General features: G+C 61.9%; 20 protein-coding genes. 16 read left to right on the forward strand and 4 right to left on the reverse strand.

Annotated elements, in window-relative coordinates; genetic code table 11:
* Window positions 1-20: 20 nt before the first annotated feature.
* The 11 genes from secY to truA all read left to right on the forward strand — a co-directional run bounded on the left by secY (window position 21) and on the right by truA (window position 7,744).
* Window positions 21-1,340 carry a preprotein translocase subunit SecY gene (gene secY / locus RA302_RS09390; RefSeq protein WP_020906895.1) on the forward strand — a complete coding sequence of 440 codons (1,320 nt, stop codon included), beginning with the start codon at window positions 21-23 and terminating at the stop codon, window positions 1,338-1,340.
* On the forward strand, window positions 1,337-1,882 hold the full coding sequence (locus RA302_RS09395; RefSeq protein ID WP_003940868.1) for an adenylate kinase: 546 nt from the start codon (window positions 1,337-1,339) through the stop codon (window positions 1,880-1,882). Before secY ends, RA302_RS09395 begins: the two co-directional genes overlap by 4 nt.
* Window positions 1,882-2,679, forward strand: coding sequence for a type I methionyl aminopeptidase (gene map / locus RA302_RS09400; RefSeq protein WP_003940806.1), 798 nt, complete (start codon window positions 1,882-1,884; stop codon window positions 2,677-2,679). The genes RA302_RS09395 and map overlap by 1 nt, the downstream gene beginning before the upstream one ends.
* Window positions 2,680-2,992: 313 nt before the next feature.
* On the forward strand, window positions 2,993-3,214 hold the full coding sequence (infA, locus tag RA302_RS09405; protein WP_003418601.1) for a translation initiation factor IF-1: 222 nt from the start codon (window positions 2,993-2,995) through the stop codon (window positions 3,212-3,214).
* 90 nt (window positions 3,215-3,304) lie between these two features.
* Window positions 3,305-3,418 (forward strand): 50S ribosomal protein L36, encoded by a 114-nt coding sequence (rpmJ, locus tag RA302_RS09410; protein WP_003938068.1) that lies wholly within the window; start codon window positions 3,305-3,307, stop codon window positions 3,416-3,418.
* Window positions 3,419-3,668: 250 nt separating this feature from the next.
* A complete protein-coding gene (gene rpsM / locus RA302_RS09415; protein ID WP_003940834.1) occupies window positions 3,669-4,043 on the forward strand; it encodes a 30S ribosomal protein S13 in 375 nt (124 codons plus the stop codon).
* Window positions 4,043-4,456, forward strand: a complete 414-nt coding sequence (rpsK, locus tag RA302_RS09420) for a 30S ribosomal protein S11 (protein WP_003940683.1) — start codon at window positions 4,043-4,045, stop codon at window positions 4,454-4,456. The genes rpsM and rpsK overlap by 1 nt, the downstream gene beginning before the upstream one ends.
* 22 nt (window positions 4,457-4,478) lie before the next feature.
* A complete protein-coding gene (gene rpsD / locus RA302_RS09425; protein ID WP_003940769.1) occupies window positions 4,479-5,084 on the forward strand; it encodes a 30S ribosomal protein S4 in 606 nt (201 codons plus the stop codon).
* 120 nt (window positions 5,085-5,204) lie between these two features.
* Entirely contained in the window at window positions 5,205-6,266 is a 1,062-nt protein-coding gene (locus RA302_RS09430) for a DNA-directed RNA polymerase subunit alpha (protein WP_003941016.1), read from the forward strand.
* A gap of 29 nt (window positions 6,267-6,295) precedes the next feature.
* Entirely contained in the window at window positions 6,296-6,853 is a 558-nt protein-coding gene (gene rplQ, locus RA302_RS09435) for a 50S ribosomal protein L17 (protein WP_020906897.1), read from the forward strand.
* A 6-nt stretch (window positions 6,854-6,859) separates the two neighbouring features.
* The gene (gene truA / locus RA302_RS09440; RefSeq protein ID WP_020969044.1) at window positions 6,860-7,744 is read left to right on the forward strand and encodes a tRNA pseudouridine(38-40) synthase TruA; all 885 of its coding nucleotides are present in this window, start codon (window positions 6,860-6,862) and stop codon (window positions 7,742-7,744) included.
* A gap of 57 nt (window positions 7,745-7,801) precedes the next feature.
* Here truA and RA302_RS09445 read toward each other — a convergent pair whose 3' ends face one another.
* Window positions 7,802-8,944, reverse strand: coding sequence for an acyl-CoA dehydrogenase family protein (locus tag RA302_RS09445; RefSeq protein WP_020906899.1), 1,143 nt, complete (start codon window positions 8,942-8,944; stop codon window positions 7,802-7,804).
* A gap of 57 nt (window positions 8,945-9,001) precedes the next feature.
* On the opposite strand from RA302_RS09445, the gene RA302_RS09450 reads away from it, so the two are divergent.
* Both RA302_RS09450 and RA302_RS09455 read left to right on the forward strand, forming a co-directional pair.
* A complete protein-coding gene (locus tag RA302_RS09450) occupies window positions 9,002-9,580 on the forward strand; it encodes a TetR/AcrR family transcriptional regulator (protein ID WP_021343562.1) in 579 nt (192 codons plus the stop codon).
* Between the two features lie 22 nt (window positions 9,581-9,602).
* Window positions 9,603-10,160, forward strand: a complete 558-nt coding sequence (locus tag RA302_RS09455; RefSeq protein WP_338480319.1) for an NAD(P)H-dependent oxidoreductase — start codon at window positions 9,603-9,605, stop codon at window positions 10,158-10,160.
* Between the two features lie 16 nt (window positions 10,161-10,176).
* On the opposite strand, the gene eccE is transcribed toward RA302_RS09455, so the two are convergent.
* A complete protein-coding gene (gene eccE / locus RA302_RS09460; protein WP_338480320.1) occupies window positions 10,177-11,817 on the reverse strand; it encodes a type VII secretion protein EccE in 1,641 nt (546 codons plus the stop codon).
* Between the two features lie 97 nt (window positions 11,818-11,914).
* Between eccE and eccB the strand changes: the two genes are divergently transcribed.
* Window positions 11,915-13,381, forward strand: a complete 1,467-nt coding sequence (eccB, locus tag RA302_RS09465; protein WP_338480321.1) for a type VII secretion protein EccB — start codon at window positions 11,915-11,917, stop codon at window positions 13,379-13,381.
* Window positions 13,382-13,395: 14 nt separating this feature from the next.
* On the opposite strand, the gene mycP is transcribed toward eccB, so the two are convergent.
* Complete coding sequence (gene mycP / locus RA302_RS09470; RefSeq protein ID WP_338480323.1) at window positions 13,396-14,820, reverse strand: type VII secretion-associated serine protease mycosin; 1,425 nt, start codon at window positions 14,818-14,820, stop codon at window positions 13,396-13,398.
* A gap of 14 nt (window positions 14,821-14,834) precedes the next feature.
* Window positions 14,835-16,301: a type VII secretion integral membrane protein EccD gene (eccD, locus tag RA302_RS09475; protein ID WP_338480324.1), complete on the reverse strand. Its 1,467-nt coding sequence runs from the start codon at window positions 16,299-16,301 to the stop codon at window positions 14,835-14,837.
* Between the two features lie 224 nt (window positions 16,302-16,525).
* Between eccD and eccCa the strand changes: the two genes are divergently transcribed.
* Together eccCa and RA302_RS09485 are read left to right on the forward strand one after the other, a co-directional pair.
* Window positions 16,526-20,545: a type VII secretion protein EccCa gene (eccCa, locus tag RA302_RS09480; RefSeq protein WP_338481165.1), complete on the forward strand. Its 4,020-nt coding sequence runs from the start codon at window positions 16,526-16,528 to the stop codon at window positions 20,543-20,545.
* Window positions 20,542-22,044, forward strand: coding sequence for a type VII secretion-associated protein (locus RA302_RS09485; RefSeq protein WP_338480325.1), 1,503 nt, complete (start codon window positions 20,542-20,544; stop codon window positions 22,042-22,044). The genes eccCa and RA302_RS09485 overlap by 4 nt, the downstream gene beginning before the upstream one ends.
* Window positions 22,045-22,081 lie beyond the last annotated feature (37 nt).

A 22,081-nucleotide genomic window follows, 5' to 3' on the forward strand; every position in this document is an offset into this window, starting at 1 on the left:
CCGTCGTGCCAGGAGGATCTTTGCTTTCCGCCTTCGTCTCGGCCCTCAGGACCCCAGACCTGAGGCGGAAGATCCTCTTCACCCTCGGCTTGGTGGCTCTGTATCGGGTCGGCGCTCTCATTCCGTCCCCAGGTGTCGACTACGGCCGCGTGCGTCAGTGCATCGATATCGCGAACTCCGGTGACTCAGCAGGTATCTACTCGCTGATCAACCTGTTCTCCGGTGGCGCGCTGCTGCAGATGTCGATCTTTGCGATCGGCATTATGCCGTACATCACGGCAAGCATCATCGTGCAGCTGCTGACCGTGGTGATCCCGAAGTTCGAGGAACTTCGAAAAGAAGGCCAGTCCGGTCAGGCCAAGATGACGCAGTACACGCGTTACCTGTCCATCGCTCTGGCAATCCTGCAGTCGACCGGCATCGTCGCTCTTGCGGCACGCGGACAGTTGCTCCAGGGCTGTGACGACATCATCGCCGACAAGTCGATCTTCGGTCTTGCCATCATCGTGCTGGTCATGACTGCCGGTGCTGCCATGGTCATGTGGTTCGGCGAGGTCATCACCGAACGTGGCGTGGGTAACGGTATGTCGCTCCTCATCTTCGCCGGTATCGCATCGCGTATCCCGAGCGAGGGCAAGTCGATTCTCGACAGCCGCGGTCCACTGGTCTTCGCCTTCGTCTGCCTCGCAGCGCTGTTGATCATCGCCGGTGTCGTCTTCGTCGAGCAGGGTCAGCGCCGGATCCCGGTTCAGTACGCAAAGCGGATGGTCGGACGCAAGATGTACGGCGGATCCTCGACGTACCTGCCTCTGAAGGTGAACCAGGCCGGCGTCATCCCGGTGATCTTCGCGTCTTCACTGCTGTACCTCCCGAACTTGATCGCACAGCTGACTTCGGCCAGTACAGCGGTCGACCCCAGTTGGTGGCAGCGCCTCATCAACACCTACCTGGTGAACCCGGCCAACCCGGTGTACATCGCGATCTACTTCGGCCTGATCGTCTTCTTCACGTACTTCTACGTCGCCATCACCTTCAATCCCGAAGAGCGCGCCGACGAGATGAAGAAGTTCGGCGGCTTCATCCCCGGTATCCGACCAGGTCAGCCGACCGCGGACTACCTCAACTACGTGCTGAGTCGCATCACCCTTCCGGGTGCGATTTACCTCGGCACCATTGCTGTTCTGCCCAACCTGTTCCTCGACATCGGGAATGGCGGCGGCGCGCAGAACCTGCCGTTCGGTGGCACCGCGGTGCTGATCATGGTCAGCGTCGGCCTGGACACCGTGAAGCAGATCGAGAGTCAGCTAATGCAGCGTAACTATGAAGGGTTCCTCAAGTGAGACTTGTCCTCCTTGGTCCTCCCGGTGCCGGCAAGGGCACCCAGGCCGCTATCTTGTCCGAGAAGTTCGGCGTTCCCCATATCTCCACGGGTGATCTCTTCCGCGCGAACATCGGTCAGGCCACCGCTCTCGGTGTGGAAGCAAAGAAGTACATCGACGCCGGCGAACTCGTACCGAGCTCGATCACCAACGACATGGTGAAGGCTCGCGTCGCAGAACCGGACGCAGCAAACGGTTTCCTTCTCGACGGATTTCCGCGCTCGGTCGAACAGGCTCAGGCACTCGAGGGAATCTTGAAGGATCTCGACACCAAGCTCGACGGTGTCCTCTCCTTCGTCGTCGACGAGGACATCGTGGTCGAGCGTATGCTCGCCCGTGGTCGTGCAGACGACACCGAGGACGTCATTCGCAACCGACTCCGGGTCTACCGCGACGAGACGTCACCGCTGTTCGATTACTACAAGGACAGCATCGTCTCCGTCGACGCGATCGGCGAGGTCGAAGAGGTCAACGCACGCGCACTGGCAGCGTTGGGTAAGTAATGGTCTTCGGGCGTAAACGCAAGGTTGTTCCGTTCCGCTCCGCGGGCGAACTCGACGCGATGGCTGCCGCCGGTGCGATCGTGGGTTCGGCCCTGGTGGCGGTGCGCGCTGCGGCAAAGCCCGGTGTCAGCACTTTGGAATTGAACGCGGTCGCAGAATCGGTCATTCGTGACGCCGGCGCCGTGCCCTCGTTCCTCGGGTACCACGGCTTCACCGGTTCGATCTGCTCTTCGGTCAACGATCGCGTCGTTCACGGGATCCCCTCAGCTCAGGACATCCTGGCTGAAGGCGACCTCGTTTCCATCGACTGTGGCGCGATCCTCGACGGTTGGCACGGTGACTCTGCCTGGACGTTCGGAGTCGGTGAGATCAGCGTCGCCGATCAGGAACTCAGCGAAGCTACTCGGCTTTCGATGGAAGCCGGGATCGCGGCGATGATCGCCGGTAACCGTCTGACGGATGTTTCGCACGCGATCGAGGTCGGTACTCATGCCGCCGAGAAGTTGCACGGTCGTTCCTACGGCATCGTCGACGGATACGGTGGACACGGAATCGGTCGGGAAATGCACATGGATCCGTTCCTCGCCAATGAAGGTGCCCCGGGTAAGGGTCCTGAACTGGTTGTCGGATCGTGCCTCGCGATCGAGCCGATGCTGACGCTCGGCACCACCGACACGGTGATTCTCGACGATGACTGGACCGTTGTGACGACCGACGGGTCCCGTGCGGCGCACTGGGAACACACTGTCGCTGTGACCGAGGACGGTCCGCGGATTCTGACACTCCGGCCGGAGTAGTTGACGCCGTTGCTGACAAGTGTTGGCAGCGAGCATGATTCACGTTCGAGAAGTCCCAGCCTCATGTCGAGGCTGGGACTTTTTCGATGGGGGAGCGGTGTGCGTCGTCACCCTGACCGGAGGCGCATTTGGCCTGGTCGTTTACATCGCGTAACATGGCTAGGCGGTGCGCTATGCGCGTCGATAGTTCGTGTGCCTACGCCCGGATCGCTCCGGGATCGGGCCCCCGAGGTGCCGACGATCTTTCCATTGCGTGCCAATGTAACGGAAGCCGATGCACGAAGCATGCCAAACCAAACGGATCGCGGAGGATATGGCTAAGAAAGACGGGGCCATCGAGGTCGAAGGACGAGTAGTCGAGCCGCTGCCCAATGCGATGTTCCGCATTGAGCTCGAGAATGGCCACAAGGTCCTCGCCCACATCAGCGGAAAGATGCGTCAGCACTACATTCGCATCCTCCCGGAAGATCGCGTTGTCGTGGAGCTATCGCCCTACGATTTGTCGCGCGGACGCATCGTTTACCGCTACAAGTAACGAACTTCCCGGACCTGACCTGGGTCAGGGAGAAGTATGTCTGCCGCGGTTCATCGCGGCGGGCTGCGACAAAACAGGAGATCAGAAGACGTGAAGGTTCAGCCGAGCGTCAAGAAGATCTGCGAGAAGTGCAAAGTGATTCGCCGTAACGGTCGAGTCATGGTGATCTGCGAGAACCTGCGTCACAAGCAGCGTCAGGGCTAGATCTAGCTTTTCGAAGATCTGCTTGGCAACAAGCAAAGAAGACCTCCCAGTACCAGCCATTGTTGACGAGACCCCACGCGATCGTTCACCGATCGCCAAGGTCGGACAATGGTTCACCCCCGGCACGGAGGCCGGGGCCCCACTGAGTTAGTTGATGAGATCATCTGCGCCTTCGGGCGTCGGTACTCGGCAAGAGGCACAGGGGAAGGGCTGGGAGCAGACCTCCGCACACCGATAAGGAAATGCCACCATGGCACGTCTCTCTGGTGTTGATCTTCCTCGCGAAAAGCGTATGGAGATCGCACTGACATACATCTACGGCATCGGCCGTACCCGCTCCAAGGAAATCCTTGACGCCACCGGCGTCAGCCCGGATCTCCGGAGCAAGGACCTCTCGGACGAGGACCTGGCAAAGCTCCGCGAGTACATCGAGGAGTCGCTCAAGGTCGAGGGTGACCTTCGCCGCGAGGTTCAGGCCGACATCCGTCGCAAGATCGAGATCGGCTGCTACCAGGGCCTGCGCCACCGTCGTGGTCTGCCCGTGCGTGGTCAGCGCACCAAGACCAACGCCCGTACCCGTAAGGGTCCGAAGCGCACCATTGCCGGCAAGAAGAAGGCGAAGTAATGCCCCCGAAGTCACGTAGCACCGGTCCGAAGAAGACCCAGAAGACGCGTCGCAGGGATAAGAAGAACATCCCGCACGGCGCCGCTCACATCAAGAGCACCTTCAACAACACCATCGTGTCCATCACGGACCCCGCCGGAAATGTTATTTCCTGGGCGTCTTCGGGACACGTCGGCTTCAAGGGTTCGCGTAAGTCGACTCCCTTCGCCGCTCAGCTTGCTGCTGAGAGCGCTGCCCGTAAGGCGCAGGAGCACGGTGTCAAGAAGGTTGACGTCTTCGTCAAGGGACCGGGATCCGGTCGCGAGACCGCAATCCGTTCCCTCCAGGCTGCTGGCCTCGAGGTCGGCACCATTTCCGATGTAACCCCCCAGCCGCACAACGGCTGCCGTCCGCCCAAGCGGCGTCGGGTATAGCGGGAAGGATAGGTAGAAGAAAATGGCACGTTATACCGGACCCATCACCCGCAAGTCGCGTCGTCTGCGCGTCGACCTCGTTGGAGGCGACCAGGCATTCGAGCGTCGCCCGTACCCGCCCGGACAGCACGGCCGCGCGCGTATCAAGGAGAGCGAGTACCTGCTCCAGCTGCAGGAGAAGCAGAAGGCTCGCTTCACCTACGGCGTCATGGAGAAGCAGTTCCGCCTGTACTACAAGGAGGCGAACAACCGCCCCGGCAAGACCGGCGAGAACCTGCTTCGCATCCTCGAGTCGCGTCTCGACAACGTCGTGTACCGCGCAGGCCTCGCTCGCACGCGCCGTCAGGCACGTCAGCTGGTCACGCACGGTCACCTTCTCGTGAACAACAAGAAGGTCGACATCCCGAGCTACCGCGTCTCGCAGTACGACATCATCGATGTCAAGGAGAAGTCGCTCTCCACGCTTCCGTTCCAGGTTGCGCGTGAGACCGTCGGCGATCGCCCGGTTCCCGGGTGGCTGCAGGTTGTCGGCTCGCGTCTGCGGATCCTGGTTCACCAGCTTCCCGAGCGCGCGCAGATCGACATCGCTCTGCAGGAACAGCTCATCGTCGAGTACTACTCGAAGTAAGGCGCTTCGCACCCCGTGAGTGGTTGAGGAGTCTCCGGACTCCTCAACCACTCACAGGGCCGCAGGCCCTTTCCCATCGTGGGCGTCAAATAGTGGACGTCCGTACAGGAGGAAATACCAATGCTCATTTCTCAGCGACCCACGCTGACCGAAGAGGTCATCGCTGATAACCGCTCGAAGTTCGTCATCGAGCCCCTGGAGCCAGGTTTCGGGTACACGCTCGGCAATTCGCTGCGCCGCACGCTGCTCTCGTCGATCCCCGGCGCTGCTGTCACCAGCATCCGTATCGACGGCGTTCTCCACGAGTTCACCACCGTCCCGGGAGTGAAGGAAGATGTCACCGACATCATCCTGAACCTCAAGGGCCTCGTCGTGAACTCCGAAGAGGACGAGCCGGTCACCATGTACGTCCGCAAGCAGGGCCCCGGCGCTGTTACTGCAGGCGACATCGTGCCCCCGGCAGGCGTCACCGTGAACAACCCTGATCTGCACATCGCCACCCTGAACGACAAGGGAAAGCTGGAGATCGAGCTCGTTGTCGAGCGCGGTCGTGGCTACGTCCCCGCCGTCCAGAACAAGGCGTCCGGCGCAGAGATCGGCCGTATCCCGGTCGACTCGATCTACTCGCCGGTGCTCAAGGTCACCTACAAGGTGGAGGCCACTCGCGTCGAACAGCGCACCGACTTCGATCGGCTCGTTCTCGACGTGGAAACGAAGAACTCCATCACCGCACGGGACGCGCTCGCTTCGGCGGGCAAGACCCTGGTTGAGCTCTTCGGCCTGGCCCGTGAGCTGAACGTCGAAGCAGAAGGAATCGAGATCGGACCCTCGCCCGCCGAGGCCGATCACATCGCTTCCTTCGGACTCCCCATCGAGGATCTGGACCTCACGGTCCGCTCCTACAACTGCCTCAAGCGCGAAGGTGTTCACACCGTCGGTGAGCTTGTCGGCCGTACCGAGTCCGATCTGCTCGACATCCGCAACTTCGGACAGAAGTCCATCGACGAGGTCAAGGTCAAGCTGCATTCGCTCGGCCTGTCCCTCAAGGACAGCCCCGCATCCTTCGATCCCACCACCGTTGCCGGCTACGACGCCGCCACCGGAACGTGGAGTGACACTGATGCCGGTTCCTTCGGCGATGCCGAAGGTACCGAGGACTACGCCGAGACCGAACAGCTGTAGCAGCTCAGGTCCTTTACTAGGAGATCATCATGCCCAAGCCCAAGAAGGGTGCCCGCTTCGGCGGGTCGGCTTCCCACCAGAAGGCGATTTTCGCCAATCTGGCTACCGCGCTCTTCGAGCACGGTCGCATCACCACCACCGAGTCCAAGGCCAAGGCACTGCGCCCCTACGCCGAGAAGCTCGTCACGCACGCGAAGGCCGGCACGCTGGCTCACCGTCGTGAGGTGCTGAAGGTCATCCGCAACAAGGATGTCGTTCACACCCTGTTCGCCGAGATCGGCCCGTTCTACGCGGACCGTAACGGTGGATACACCCGCATCATCAAGACGATCCCCCGCAAGGGCGACAACGCTCCGATGGCAATCATCGAGCTCGTCAAGGAAAAGACCGTCACCTCCGAGGCTGACCGCGCTCGTCGCGTCAAGTCCTCGCAGGAAGCTCCCGCCGCAGAGAACGTCGTCGAGGCCGTAGAGGCCGACGCGACCGAGGCTGAGGTCGAGAACGCTGACGCAGTCGTCGAGGCTATCGAGGACGAGACCGCAACTGCGGCCGACGCTCCCGAGGCCGAAGAGGCCAAGAAGGACTAGTCTCCCTTGGTTTCGGCACACGCTGAATCGAACGAGCCCGCCGCCCCCATCGGGGACGGCGGGCTCGTTCGATTGCGGCTGGACATCTCCTACGACGGCACCGACTTCTCGGGCTGGGCCCGTCAAACCGATCTGCGCACCGTGTGCGGTGAGATCGAAGACAAGTTGGGAACGGTACTACGGCAACCGGTTCAGCTGACTGTTGCCGGTCGCACGGACGCCGGCGTTCACGCCACGGGGCAGGTAGCGCACGTCGACGTCCCGAGCGAGTTGCTCCCCGACGATCCGTCGCGACTCGTGCGCAGACTTGCACGCTTCCTGCCCAAGGACGTTCGGGTCAAACAGATCTCGGTGGTTCCGGGTGACTTCGATGCGCGCTTCTCGGCGATGCGACGCTACTACGAGTACCGGGTGACCAACGCGGCATTCGGAGTGGAACCCCTACGCGCGCGCGATACGGTGTCGTACCCCAAACCACTCGATCTCACAGCGATGCAAGAAGCGTCGAATCGGCTTCTGGGCCTGCACAACTTCGCGGCATTCTGCAAGCGTCGAGAAGGCGCTACGACGGTGCGGGAGCTGCAACGCTTCGACTGGGCGCAGGAGGGCACGGTGTTCACGGCGTACGTGAATGCCGATGCGTTCTGCTGGTCGATGGTCCGGAGTCTTGTCGGGGCAGTCCTCTCGGTCGGTGAGGGACGCCGCACCGCCGACTGGGTGGCAGGTTTGCTCGACGAAACGTCGCGGTCGAGTTCGATCCTCGTTGCGCCGGCGCACGGACTTTCGTTGGTTCGCGTGGACTACCCCGACTACTCGGAACTGGCTGCCCGCAACGCGATTACCCGTGAAACCCGCGAGATTCCGTCTTCGGGCGGGTGCTGCGGCGACTGACCGCCTTGATACAAAATGCCCTCCCACTCTGCGTGGGAGGGCATTTCATGTAGACGACTATCCCGCCAATTGGCGCGCGATGACCAGACGCTGAATCTGATTGGTGCCCTCGAAGATCTGCGTGATCTTGGCCTCGCGCATGTAGCGCTCGACGGGGAAGTCCTGGGTGTAGCCATACCCACCGAATACTTGAACGGCGTCGGTGGTGACCTTCATTGCTGCGTCGGTGGCAACGAGCTTGGCGACGCTGGCGTTGCGCGAATACGGAACTCCGGCGTCGCGGCGGCGGGCTGCATCGAGGTAAGTGGCTCGAGCGGAGTCAACTGCGGCCGCCATGTCCGCGAGGACGAATCCGAGGCCCTGGTGATCGATGATCCGCTTGCCGAATGCCTTGCGCTCCTTCGCGTAGGCGACCGCGTCGTCGAGTGCGCCCTGAGCGATTCCGACGGCAACAGCAGCGATTCCGAGTCGGCCGGAGTCGAGCGCGCTGAAGGCGATCGGCAATCCCTGGCCGCGCTGACCGATCAACCGCTCGTCAGGGACGAAGGCGTCGTCGTAATTCGCGGATGCAGTGGGGACCGCGCGCAGTCCCATCTTCTCCTCGGGCTTGCCGAAGCTGAGGCCTTCGGTGTCCTTGTCCACCAGGAGGCAGGAGATGCCGCGAGAGCCGTCGTCACTGGTGCGGGCGAAGAGGTTGTAGAAGTCTGCCTTGCCGCCGTTGGTGATCCAGGCCTTCGAGCCGTTGATGCGGTAGCCACCGTCGGTGGCCGTCGCCTTGCACGACAATGCGGCGGCGTCGGATCCGGCCTGCGCTTCGGAAAGGCTGTATGCGCCGATGGTGTTGCCGCCCAGCATGTCCGGCAGCCAGCGGGCCTTTTGTTCGTCGGTGCCGAAGGTGAACAGTGGGAAGCACGAGAGGCTGTGCACGCTCACCGCCACTGCAACCGCTGCCCAGCGCGAGGCGATCTCTTCGAGGACTTGGAGGTACACCTCGTACGGCTGATCGCCGCCACCGAATTCCTCGGGATACGGAAGGCTCAGCAGGCCTGCCTGTCCGAGTGCGGGGAACACGCCTTCGGGATACTTCTCGGCCTTCTCGTATTCGTTGACCTTGGGCGCGAGTACCTTGTCCGCGACATCACGCGTCAGTTCGATGAGATCGCGAGCTTCTTGGCTGGGCATCAGGCGTTCGACGGGCACGGTCGGCTCCTAACTAGGTAGTAGTACTGAGAACGATACTGCAGTACTGTCTTGCGTATGGCAAGGCTGGTTCACAAGACGACTGCGCGCAGGGCCGAGTTGTTCGATCAATTGGTCGAACTGTTCTTGAGCGAGGGTTTCGCCCACCTCACGCTCGACGAGATCTCAGCTCGTCTGCACTGCTCCAAGAGCACCTTGTACACCGTGGCGGCCGGCAAAGAGGATCTGGTGCGGGCTGTGACGGTGCACTTCTTCCGTGCGGCGACCGATGCGGTGGAGAGTGCCGTCGCTGCCGAAGCGGCACCGACTCGTCGAGTCGCGGTGTATCTCGAAGCAGTCGGTGATCAACTGACCGCGGCGTCCCGTCAATTCATGGAAGACCTGGCTGAATCGGTGTCGGCGAGTCAGGTTTACGAGAAGAACACGTCGATCGCCGCGGATCGTGTGCGAGCGCTCATCGTCGAGGGAGTGGATTCGGGCGCATTCCGGCGGGTACACGCGTCATTTGTCGCTGATGCGGCCGCAGCGACAATGGTTCGGATCCAGCAACGCGCGGTCTATCGGGCTACCGGGTTGGACGATGCCAGCGCGTATCGGGAACTGGCCGCACTCATCACGGACGGGATCACTGCGTGACGAGTCGCTAGCATCGACGTTCATGGCACCTTTGAAGGTCGAAGTCATCGTAGGTTCGGTCCGCGAGGGGCGAATAGGACGAGCAGTGGCGGATTGGTTTGTCGAGCGCGCAACCGCGAACCCGTCGTGGAACGTATCGGTGATCGACCTCAGAGAGCTGTCGTTGCCCCAGGATTTCTCGGATTCACCTGCCACGGACGTTTTCCGCCAGCGAATCGGACGAGCCGACGCTGTTGTTGCTGTGACCTCCGAATACAACCACGGGTACCCGGCTGCCCTCAAGACCGCATTCGATTCCGTGAAACACGAGTGGCGTGCCAAGCCGATCGGATTCGTGTCCTACGGCGGGATTTCAGGTGGTGTTCGGGCCGTCGAACAACTGAGGCAAGTAGTGGCGGAGCTGCACATGGTCTCGGTGCGTCAAAGCGTGACCATTCACCGGGTACGCAAACAATTCGGACACGAGCCGTACGGCGTCGATTCGATCGCGATCGATGCGAGCGAGAAGATGATTCGTGAATTGCATTGGTGGGGGAGCGGATTGCGGATGCAGCGTGCGAGTGATCCCTATCCTGGCTGATCTTGGACATACGCGATCACGCCATCTGGTGAGCGTCGCCGGCTCGAGGACGGCCGATGAACGAGGTCTCGGAAGCAATGGTTACCAGAGTCAGTTCGACGCGCGTGCGGCCGGTTTCGACTGTGATCTTGTCACCGAGTGCGAATGGCTGGACTATCGAGATTTCAGGGTCGATCCGAGGCCATTGGCGTGGATGTCCGTACACGTAGATCGCGGTCACGCCGGCACGCGGCGGTAACCCCTCGACTCCGTCGAACACGACAGTGTTGAAAGCGCCCTCGAGCCCACCACCCTGCCCGGACACGCGGAGTCGGTCAGGCACTCCCATGGAGTCGGTGAGCGCGGTCCATGCTTCCGGTCGATCGGTGTGGATGAGTACCAGTGCGCCGGTCGCGATGGCTCGAAAGATCAATTGCTGAGCCAGATAGAGTTCGCCGGCGACAAAAACGGTGTTGACGCCCGGCCCCGAAATTCTGGCCGCGACACCGTGCCCGTTTCGGTCCGAGCCGATGAGCTGGCCACACCCGGCAAGAGGTAGAGCGAGTGAGTCGAGTGTGCCCCCGTCCATGCGAATGTGCGGCGTGATGCGGTCCAGCGCGGCCAATGCGGTTGGCAGGTTGGTCAGCAATCCGTCGCGCTGGCGCCCACGTAGCGAGACCAAACCGGCCAGCGGTGCGTTCTCAGGTGGATTGCGCGTGGTGAAGCGACATGTCGCACTGACCTTCGCCTCTCCGCGTTCGCCCGTGGGGCGCAACCGAATTGTCACGGACGTCCCGACCGTTGCCACTGCCCATACTCGGGTCAGGGTCGAGGTGGTGATGAAACGGGGTTCGATTCCGTATCCGACGTTGGACACACCAGGCAAGGGGGTACTTCGCCACGTTTCGGTGACCTCGTGGCTGGCGACTCCTCTTGCGACCTGGACAGTGGACGACGCGATCTCCGGTGCGGTCAGGATCCGCGCCTTGCATCCCGCCGAATCGAGCACCCGGATGACACGATTGGCGGCAACAGCGAGCGCGCGGCCCGCGCCCTGTTCGCCCCCGCCTCGGCGTTCGACTGCTGCACGACCCTCCAAAGCGTCGAAACGTAGTGCAAGCCAAACACTTCTGGTGGCGGTGGCTGGTAGTGGCCCGATGAGACGTTCGTAGACTTCGGTGGCCGGCGTTCCTGATGCGGCGCGGTATCCATGACTGACAATGTCGATGCCGGTGAGTGAGATGTCGTGCTGATACAGACAATTGACCAGGGCTGCTGTGGGCAGAAGGTGGGAAGCGTCGAATGAATGACGCCCGATCCTGGTCAGGTAGTCGCGTGGGGGAGCGATCTCGACGACAGCGACGAGTGAAGATCCGTCCACTCGGAGCCCGATCGACTGTTCGGAGGGAGTGTGAAAACTGACGATCATGCTGCCGTCGACGTCCTTGCGGCGCAAATAGCGAAAGTACTTGACAATCCAGGACATTACCGACCAACCGCCCACATGGAGGAGCATTGATCCGGCAACCACACAACCGATTGCCAGCGCCCAGAGCCAATCCAGCCCACTGGCCATCGCGATTCCGCCTGCACTGATTCCGAGAATCTGTGCCGACACGAATTCGCGCGTCGAAATCCTGTGTGACGACGGCCAATGCTTCAACCGCGATCGGTCCACGGTTCCTCCCCGATACCTGACCTGCGAACTACCCGAAAATTTCCGCCCCAGCCAAACTGTACTGTGTCTTCGCAAGGGGATGTAAGGCACGGGGGGAATGATGGCTGCAACACCTACCACGCGCTGGCAGGTCAATGGGTACCGATTCTTGGTCAGGCGGATGGAACATGCGCTGGTCAGACGAGACGTGCGGATGCTTCACGATCCGATGCGGTCACAGTCCCGCGCCTTCACCGTCGGAATAGTCCTCGCTGCACTGGGATTGGCGGGTTGCGCGGTCCTTGCTCTGTTTCGGCCACAGGACAAGATCGGCGATGCAGAAATCGTTGTTGCAAAGGAATCTGGCGCAATGTTCGTCGCCATGGAGGGTACTTTTCGCCCTGTGCTGAACTTGGCCTCCGCCCGACTGATTCTGGGTTCGCCAGTAAAACCGGCAATAGTCAAGGCGTCTGAGGTCGAGGCGAAACCGAGGGGCGCGCTCGTCGGCATTCCCGGCGCACCGTCCGCGCTGCCGGAATCAGCCGACCCGAGCAACGCCTTGTGGACGGTATGCGATTCCGTCGGATCCGACGGGAGAAAATCGTTGACGACTTCGGTCCTGGTCGGCTCGTCCAATGTCGGTGAAAACACGACATATCTGACGAGGGACCGTGCATTCCTGGTGAAGTCGGGTTCCGATCACTTTCTCGTATACGACGGGAAGCGAGCGGAAATCGATGTGGACAATCCGGCGATCATGCGGGCTTTGGGGCTGGAGGGAGCACAGGCGCGACCGATCAGTGCCGGATTTCTCAATTCGATCCCCGAAGTTCCGCGCATCGAGGCTCTGCGAATCCGCGAACTGGGATCAGCGCCCCGGTTCCCGCTACAGAACAAGACTGTCGGCTCCGTCGTTCAGGTTTCGGTGGGCGCGGACCTGCAGTACTACGTGGTGCTCGAGAACGGTATCCAGAAGGTCGGTGCGGCGCTCGCCCAACTGATCTACTTCTCGGATTCGCAGGGCGCCACCGGGATCGCGAGCGTCACCCCTGATGCCATCAGTCGTATCCCCTCGGTGAGGGAACTGGCCGTCGACTCGTTGCCGCAGGTGGTTCCGGAGATCGTCGATGATCATGGCGCACCTGTCGGATGTCTGGAATGGGCTCCCTCACCTGCAGTCGACGGCGGCGAAAGTAGTTCTGCAACATTGAAACTCGTCGCTGGATTGCAGGTTCCGACCCCGGAGGGTGGCAAGTTGGTGTCCTTGGCGCAGGCGGACGGATCGGGCGACAATCTCGACAGCGTCCACGTCGAACAGGGCTTCGGCGGTTTTGTTCAAGCGACTGGAATCGAGACGAACAGCACCAGACACGACGGAGTGTTCTACGTAGCGGATACCGGTGTGAAATACGGAGTACCGGACGAAACCTCCGCTCGCGCGCTCGGATTGACGCGAACGCCCGATCGCGCGCCTTGGCAGATACTCGATCTACTTGCATCAGGTCCGGCGCTCGAGAAGAGCAATGCACTGATAGCTCACGACGGAGTCGCCCCCGATTCAACGCCGGCCGCTCCAGTGAACTGAACACCGTTGACGGTTCAGAGATCGACGTCCCGTCGTTCGGGAAGTCTCCGACGAATTACTCGACGAATTACTCGACGAATGGGCATCGACGCCAACAGCGTCAGTAGGGCTAGGGTGCCGACCGTTCCGGCTCCGACGAGTGCCGCGTCGCGAGATCGGTTGTCGGGGGCCGGCGGCGTGGGTAGGGGATCGATCGTTACCGACTGATGATTGGCCTTGACGCGTTCCCCCGGTGCCAATTCGCCCGTTACCGCGGCGAGTGGATCGATGACGCCGTGACCGACGTAGGGATTCCAACCCTGCGCCGGAGCGTGGGCGGTGGCTTCGATACGTTGCATGACCTGAAGTGCAGTCAGTTCCGGGTGAACCGACCGGACCAGCGCGGCGGTTGCCGCGACATAGGGCGCAGCGAAACTGGTCCCGTTGAACGACTGTACGGCGCCGTCGGAACCGTGGACTCCGTTCGTCAGACCAGGCGACGTCGGGTGAAGTGAGATGATTCCGGTGCCGGGCGCCGCAACGTCGACCCATGGACCGCCGAGGCTGAAGGAGCTGGCGGTGCCATTGGGGTCGACCGACCCGACGGTGAGGACATAGTCGTCGTACCAGGCAGGACTGGCAATAGTCGTAACCGAGTTCCATGGATCAGCTTGGGGATCGAGGGGATCCGGCGGTGGATTCTGGTTCTTGCAACCTCCGGATCCGACGTTCCCTGCAGCAGCGACGACTACGGCGTTCTTCGCGATCGTGGCGTATTCGATTGCAGCGCCCAGTCGTTGGTCGTTGATCCCGTCGCCGGCAGGCTTGCAAGCGACCTCGGAGATGTTGATAACGCTTGCACCCAAGTCAGCAGCGTGGCGTACGGCCAATGCCATGGTGTCGACGTTTCCGTAGCCAGACGAATTCTCGGCTACGGCAGGGTCTTCGCGTTGGCCGGCCACCGAGAAAGCGGCACTGGACTGCCTGATCGAGATGATCTGTGCGTCCGGCGCAGCTCCGGAAAATCCGGAACCGTCGACCTGCTCGGCGGCGATGAGACCGGCGACGACTGTTCCGTGTGAGTCACAATCGTCGGTGCCGTCGGAGGTCCCGACATAGTCACCGCCGCCTTCGAGGGCCGGTAGCCGGGGATGTCTGCTGACGCCGGTGTCGATGACAGCAATTCGCTGCCCTGCCCCTCGGGTGATCGACCACACCGAATCGAATCCCAGATCCTGTTGAGAACGTGGAATATCCGCGCCGTCACCACCCGCTACGGCGGGGACGCACAGGGTTCGTTGTTCGGTGGGTTGGGGAGGTGTGGGTGGACCGTCCTCCGGCAGCATTGCAGGATCGATGGGGGAAGGAACCGCACTCGATGCGCCATCCGCCCCGGCGAGAACTGTGAAGACAACGATCACGAGTGCGGCACAGATGTTCGTCGCGCGTCGAATCACCATCGAGATCCGATCGCTCAGAGACCGCGCATGAGCGCGAAGAGCCCACTGACCCAGCAGATCAGCGGAACGATTGCTGCAATCGCAGCGAGGTCCAACAGTTCGGCCGCGCGTCGCATCACGGGGCTGAATGTGTTCTGGGGGGCGAGGATTCCCAGAATCAGTGACAGGAGGAGAACAGTCATCGTGATGGCGAAGACGACCAATGCATGGTCGCGATGGGTCCATGCCATGCCGCCCAGGAGAGCGAGAACCACCGAGATGCCTGCCGAGATGAGTGGGACCGCCTGATGTGCGCCCGCGTAGGTGCGCCCGCGAAACATCAGCACGACGGCCGTCGCGAATGCGAGAGCAAGGTTCGGCCAGACGATTCCCTGACCGGGCCAGGACCACGCGAGCGCGACTGCGGCAGTGAGCGCGACCACTGACGTGGCCACGATCAGTCCGGTCAGGTAGCTACGAGCCCGCCCTGCCCTTTCAGTCAACTCGGTCAGCCCGGGCAGTTCGGGCTCGGGCAGTCCGTCGCGATCGTCGTCGAGGGGATTACTCGGCGCCGGAACCGGGGGAAGTGGTAATCGCGCGAACAGCATCGACAGTCGAGCGGTGAACGTGAGAACGATCAATGCTGCGGCAATCACCGCGCTGCTGACGGTTGCGGTGCGCGCCTCGGGAAGCGTCGTCGCGACGGCGAAGGTGCCCACCGCAGCAAGGAGGACGACGAGAAGTGCGGTGAAGACGGCTAATCCGGCACCGCACAAGCGGAGGCAGATCAGAGTCACCGCGGCTGCGAATGCCGAACCGAGAAGGAGATGAGCAGAAAGAACAGTGCCGGGTACGCAGAGTGCGCCGGAGACGAACGCCAGTGGCACCGCTGTGCATCCGAGCGTGATGGAGCTTGCAGTGTCTCCGTACACCCGCGCTGCCACGACGGCGGCGACGGTGAGCACCAAAGACGTCACTCCACCGCAGACAGCGCCGATCAGACCTGCATCGCCGAGGACCAGGGCGAGGGCCGCGACGAGCGCAGCGACGAGGGCGGCGGACGAGCCGACAATGCGCGCGGTGATCGGAGTCCACCGTCGGTAGATGTCTGCATCCGTCGCCGCGACGGTGTACATGATGTCGTCGAAGAGTGGGGGCGGGGCAGCGGTGTCCGCGGCCTCGAGTACGAGCAATTCCCCATCGCGGATTCCATGCTCGTGCAGCGACAGCGTCGGTGCCAGCGGTGCCCTGCCGACTTTCGACAGAGTCCAGTCGACGGGCTCGAATTGTTCGGCGCTGTGGTCGAACTCGTTGAAATTGCTGTGGTTGACAATTGTGTCCACAATGCCCGGAATGACCACCGCGAGTGGAACACGAAGAGGCACCGCAAGATCCACCTGCGAATGGGCTGAAAGTACCGTCAACCTGCACAGTTCGGCAGAATGGGTCGCGCGTCGTCCGTTTGCGGTGTGCGCAGCGCTGGTTTCAGTGGTGCTGGTCAAGATCTGTCCCCTCCCATGACGCGATTCCCCTGTCACGTCACCCCAGTTCACCCGAACAATACGACATGAACTGTGCGCCTGTGTCGGCGACAGCGCAGACAACAGGTGGCACCGACCCGAGTGTCGGTGTTGTGATCTACTCTCTTGCAATTGCGTGACTACGCCTTGGGGGGCGGGCCGGCGGTAGTCGGACGAGGCGCGTGGCGGCAACAGCTGCAGCACCGATGGGGGTGGGTGAATTGAGCACTGTCAGATTTGCGCGTCGAGCGCGCCGTGAATCGCCGCGTACACCGGGCGGCGAGGTGACGCTTCAGGCCCCACCGGAGATTCCTCGCGTCACGCCGGGAAACCTACTGACCAAACTACTTCCGGTGATCATGGTGGTTGCCATGATCGGCATGGTGGCGCTGATGTTCTCTTCCGGCATGGCGCGCAATCCGATGTCTCTGCTGTTTCCGGTCATGATGATGGTGTCGATGCTCGGGATGCTCGCCGGGGGCGGTCGTAGCGGTGGGGCACGAGCGTCCGAAGCGAACGAGGACCGCAAGGACTACCTGCGGTACCTGGATCAGATGCGCAGCGATGTTGCTGCGACGTCTGGTGCGCAGCGTGCTGCTCTCGAGTGGAGCAATCCCGAGCCGTCGCAGCTTTGGACACTGGCCGGGACTGTGCGGATGTGGGAAGGTCAGATCACCGACTCGGACTACTGCCACGTTCGGGTCGGTCTGGGTACACAGCGATTGGCCACCAGGCTTGTATCTCCGGAGACGGGGCCGGTCGAGGATCTCGAACCCGTCGCTGCTGTCTCACTTCGGCGATTCGTCCGTGCGCATTCGGTTGTAAAAGACCTGCCGACCGCCGTCTCGCTTCGCGGATTTGCTGCGATGTCCATTGAGGGGCAGAGGGATTCCGCTCGAGCGCTCGTCCGCTCGATGTTGATGCAGCTGTGCACTTTTCACGGTCCGGACACCGTCCAAGTTGCAGTGGTGTGCGGTCCCGATACCGAAGCCGAGTGGGAGTGGGTCAAGTGGCTCCCACACGTACAACACCCGGAGTCTCAGGACGGCGCCGGCACTTCACGCATGGTGTTCGGTTCGTATCTCGAGTTCGAAAGTTCCCTCGGGGAAACGCTTTCGATGCGTGCTCGATTTGCTCGCAACACTCCGGCGAGTGCGGGCGTTCCGCATCTCGTGTTGGTCGTAGACGGTGGCTTGCTCGAAGGTGACACCGGCCTGTTGTCCGAATCCGGGCTCGACTCGGTGACCGTCCTCGACCTGTGCGGGTTCTGCCCGCGGCTGGCGGCGGCGCGTGGTTTGCGACTGGTCGTCGGTAGCGATCAGATCGGCGCGGTGAGCAGCGCAGGAGTCGAGAACTTTGCGACGCCTGACGCCGCGACGACGAGCCTGGCGCAGTCGTTCGGACGTCGCATCGCACCGTTCCGTGCGGCATCGCAGAACGCCGTGGACGCAACTGACGACGACCGATCCCTTCGGACCTGGAGCCAGATGTTGGGGATAGGAAATGTTGCGAGGTTCAATCCTGAGCATGGCTGGCTGCCACGTCAGGGGCGCGACCGACTCCGCGTGCCGATCGGTGTCGGACAAGATGGAAACCCTGTCGAACTGGATCTGAAGGAGTCGGCCGAGAACGGTATGGGTCCGCACGGGCTGTGTATCGGAGCCACCGGTTCTGGTAAGTCGGAGTTCCTGCGAACCTTGGTACTCGGCCTGATCGCGACGCACTCACCCAACGCACTGAACCTCGTCCTGATCGACTTCAAAGGTGGTGCAACCTTTCTCGGCCTGGAGGAGGCGCCGCACGTTGCTGCGATCATCACCAACCTTGCCGAGGAATTGGCGATGGTCGATCGTATGAAGGACGCGCTCGCCGGCGAAATGAATCGTCGACAAGAACTGCTGCGTGCGGCAGGAAACTTCGCAAACGTGTCCGATTACGAGAAGGCGAGGCTGGCCGGCGCTGCACTCGATCCGTTGCCTGCACTCTTCGTCGTTGTCGACGAGTTTTCCGAACTGCTCAGTCAACAGCCGGAATTTGCCGAATTGTTCGTGGCCATCGGGCGATTGGGCAGGTCACTTCACATTCACCTGCTGCTGGCCAGTCAGCGGCTCGACGAAGGAAAGCTTCGGGGTCTCGACAGCCATCTTTCGTATCGCGTCGGTTTGAAAACGTTCTCGGCGAACGAGTCCCGTTCCGTTCTCGGCGTTCCCGATGCTTATCACCTGCCGGGCACACCCGGTGCGGGATACCTGAAGTCCGATTCTGCGGAGATCGTTCGCTTCCAAGGTGCATACGTGTCAGGCCCGTACGAGGGCGAGCGGATAGTGCCCACTCGATTCTCGGTAGATTCCCCCGTCGAACTCGCGCCGCTGCCGTTTACCGCGACGCCCGTGGTCGGGCCAGAGGCTGTTGTCGTTCCCGTCGAGCCCGATGTCATCGACATGGGTGAAATCGGTGACGATGCACGTACTCTCATGGGAGTCCTCGTCGACCGCATGCGCTCTCACGGTCCACGAGCGCACGAGGTGTGGTTACCGCCGCTCGAGGCATCCCCGACGCTTGACCAGTTGTTGCCGCGGTGGGCGGCCGGTGATCAACCTCGCGGAAATCTGAGCGCACCCTTCGGCGTAGTCGACAGGCCGTTCGATCAGCGCCGCGATCTTCTCGTCGCCGATCTGAACGGATCAACGGGCAACCTCGCGATCGTCGGCGGCCCGCAGTCGGGAAAGTCGACGGCCTTGCGCACGTTGATCTTGTCTCTGAGCATGACGCACACGCCGGAACAGATTCAGTTCTACTGCCTCGACTTCGGCGGTGGAACGCTCCTCGGATTGAAAGATCTGCCGCACGTCGGATCGGTGGCAAACCGCTTGGATTCCGACCGCGTCCGCCGCACGGTTGCCGAGGTGCTCGGTGTGGTCGCGAAACGGGAGCGGCTGTTTCGTGACCTCGGCATCGACTCCATGGCCGATTTCCGAAGAATGCGAACAGCTGATCCCGCCGGGGAAGGCGTGGCGGCGGGACTCCGAGATGACCCGTACGGTGACGTCTTCCTCGTCGTCGATGGTTGGCCCAGCGTTCGTTCGGATTTCGAATCACTCGAGCCTCAGATCAACATGCTCGCCGGTCAAGGTTTGTCCTTCGGTGTGCACGTGATCGTCACGACGTCGAGGTGGGCCGAGATCCGGCCGGCACTCAAGGACCAACTGGGTACTCGCATCGAACTTCGATTGGGTGATCCGGGAGATTCGGATGCGGGTCGCCAGAAAGCCAGCCTGGTGCCGGAAGGTCGACCGGGTCGTGGCATCACGCGCGACGGGCTTCACCTTCTCACCGGACTACCTCGAATCGGCGGTTCGCCAGGTAGTGAGAATTCCGGTGGGTCTGTGGCGTCGACGGTCGAACATATTGCAGCCATGTCGAATTCGCGCCCGGCGCCCACCGTGCGGATGCTTCCGGATTCGTACTCGCGGGCAGAACTTCTCGAAGCTGTCGGGACCCGGTGGCCCTCACCGAGTGCGGCCGACGGTCGGTGCCTCACCGTGCCGATCGGGCTCGGTGAGACCGACCTCTCCCCGGTGTACATGGACTTCCGGGAACACCCGCACCTCTTGATATTCGGCGACACCGCGTGTGGCAAGACATCTCTTTTGCGCGGAATAGTGGAAGGGATCATCGCGTCGAACACACCGGCGCAGGCCAAGTTGATTATCGGTGACTATCGGCATTCCCTGCTGGGAGTGGTCGAAGGGAATCACCTCGGCGGTTACTCGGCGTCGTCCACGACCTTCGGTGAGTTGATCGTCGACTTGGCTCGGATCGTCGCCGCCAGAATGCCGAACGCCGAAACAACACAGCAGCAATTGCGGGAAAGGTCGTGGTGGAGTGGGCCGGAGATTTATGTACTGATCGACGACTACGACCTGGTGGCCACACCGAGTGGTAATCCGGTGGCGCCGTTGCTCGAGTACATTCCGCATTCCAAGGACATCGGTTTGCACCTGGTGATTGCCCGCCGTTCCGGTGGCGCGGCCAGAGCACTCTACGAGCCGGTCATTGCGAGAATTCGCGACATGGCACCGGCCGGATTGATCATGAGCGGAAGTCGCGACGAGGGAAATCTCGTCGGCACCGTCCGCGCGTCGGCATTGCCGGAAGGTCGTGGGGTCTACGTTTCTCGGTCGCAAACCCAACTTGTCCAAGTTCCGTGGATGCCACCGCTGTGACCGTTCCGTCCTTGGTGTCGGTCTCGCTACATTGGGGTGCATCCAATATCTGGGTCGTCTCGGGTCAACGCGAATTCTGTTGCAGTGCAGACCTCAGACGCGAACCGGCGTCGGGTCCCGGTACGACCGGTGAAAATGCGATCGATTACGTCGACGACGATTATGTCGACGTAGATGGTCGGATTGTCCCCACCGTCCTGGAGCTGGCCAGGCTGATCTCCAGTGCGATGGACGGGTGCGGAATCGTCGATGCAGACATTCTCTATCTCAGTCATCCCTCGGACTGGGGTGCCCCACGCAGGCGGCGATTGCTCGATGCCGCACGGCGAGTGGCGCACGACGTCGTCCTCGTTCCGACGTCGGTCGCGGCGGCGAGGTCGGCTCGTACAGCCTGGCGATCACGGTGTGTCGTCCTCGAACTGCGTGGCGGAATGGTGGTCGCTTCTGTTGTCGTTGAGGTCGACGGTGAACTCCGAATCGACGGGGCACAAAGCTCGGCGATCGCAGACGTTGCGGGGTTGTTTTCCGGAATCGGGGACTTGTCGGTTCGGGACGCTGTGGTGTTGGTCGGGCCGCGCTCCCATGCCGTTGCGGCTTCGCTCGAACGTGGGTCGACGAATGCCCACGGCCATGCGAGCATTCGAATTCTGGACGAGAGTCGGGTGGCGTCGTCTCTGGTGGATCCTCGGACGCTCGTTCGCCAGACAACTGCGCGGGACAGTTCCGGTCGAATCGTCGACAATTCAGCTTTTGGCGCCGGGTGGGTAGGCGATCCGGATGGCGCGATGTCGGTTCCTTCCGTGGACTCGACTGCCTCCTCGCCCCGTCGAGTCGGCGGGTGGCACGGAGGCCGTCGACGGTTCGCGGCGGCGCTTGCGGTGCTCGCCGTCGTCGCTGCTGTCGCGGCAACGGTCGTGGTGTCGACTCGCGATCGAGGCGATTCTCGGTTGGCGGACTCGGTTGCAGCTACGACGGAAGGCAAAGCCGAGATCGTGGAGGCGTCGAAAGAGCAGGAAAAGCCTGCGCCGAAGACTTCGATTCCGTCGATCGAGTCCGGTGTCACGCCGGAACTCACGCGTGTGGAGGTGGGGAGCGTTGCAGCAGAGCTGCCTTCCGATTGGAAGCTTCTGTCACGAGGGACCTCGAGCGGGCGCACCGATTTGATACCCAGTTCCGGCGCTGATCGCAAGATCGTGGTCATCGAGAAAAGTCTTGCGGAAGGTGCTGGATTCGATTCCGTCGAAGCCGCTTTGCGTCAGCAGTTTTCGGCGTTCGAGGACCCATTGCGGTTCGGAGAGTTTTCTGTGATCGACGATGCCGCAGGAAAACAGGCAGTGGTGTACGTCGAGTTTCCGGACGATTTCTCCGAGGTGCGTTGGCGCGTGTACGTCGACAACGGTCGGCAAGTGAGTATCGGCTGCCAGTATCTGGTCGGTGAGTGGGACAGTCTCGAAGCGGACTGCCTGCGGATGTGGCAGTCACTCGAATTCACGCCCTGACCGGATCGGTCGGTTCTGCAAACATTCTTCGATCGGG

This window comes from Rhodococcus sp. DN22 (genome assembly GCF_036669995.1).
In the GTDB taxonomy this organism is placed as follows: domain Bacteria; phylum Actinomycetota; class Actinomycetes; order Mycobacteriales; family Mycobacteriaceae; genus Rhodococcus_F; species Rhodococcus_F erythropolis.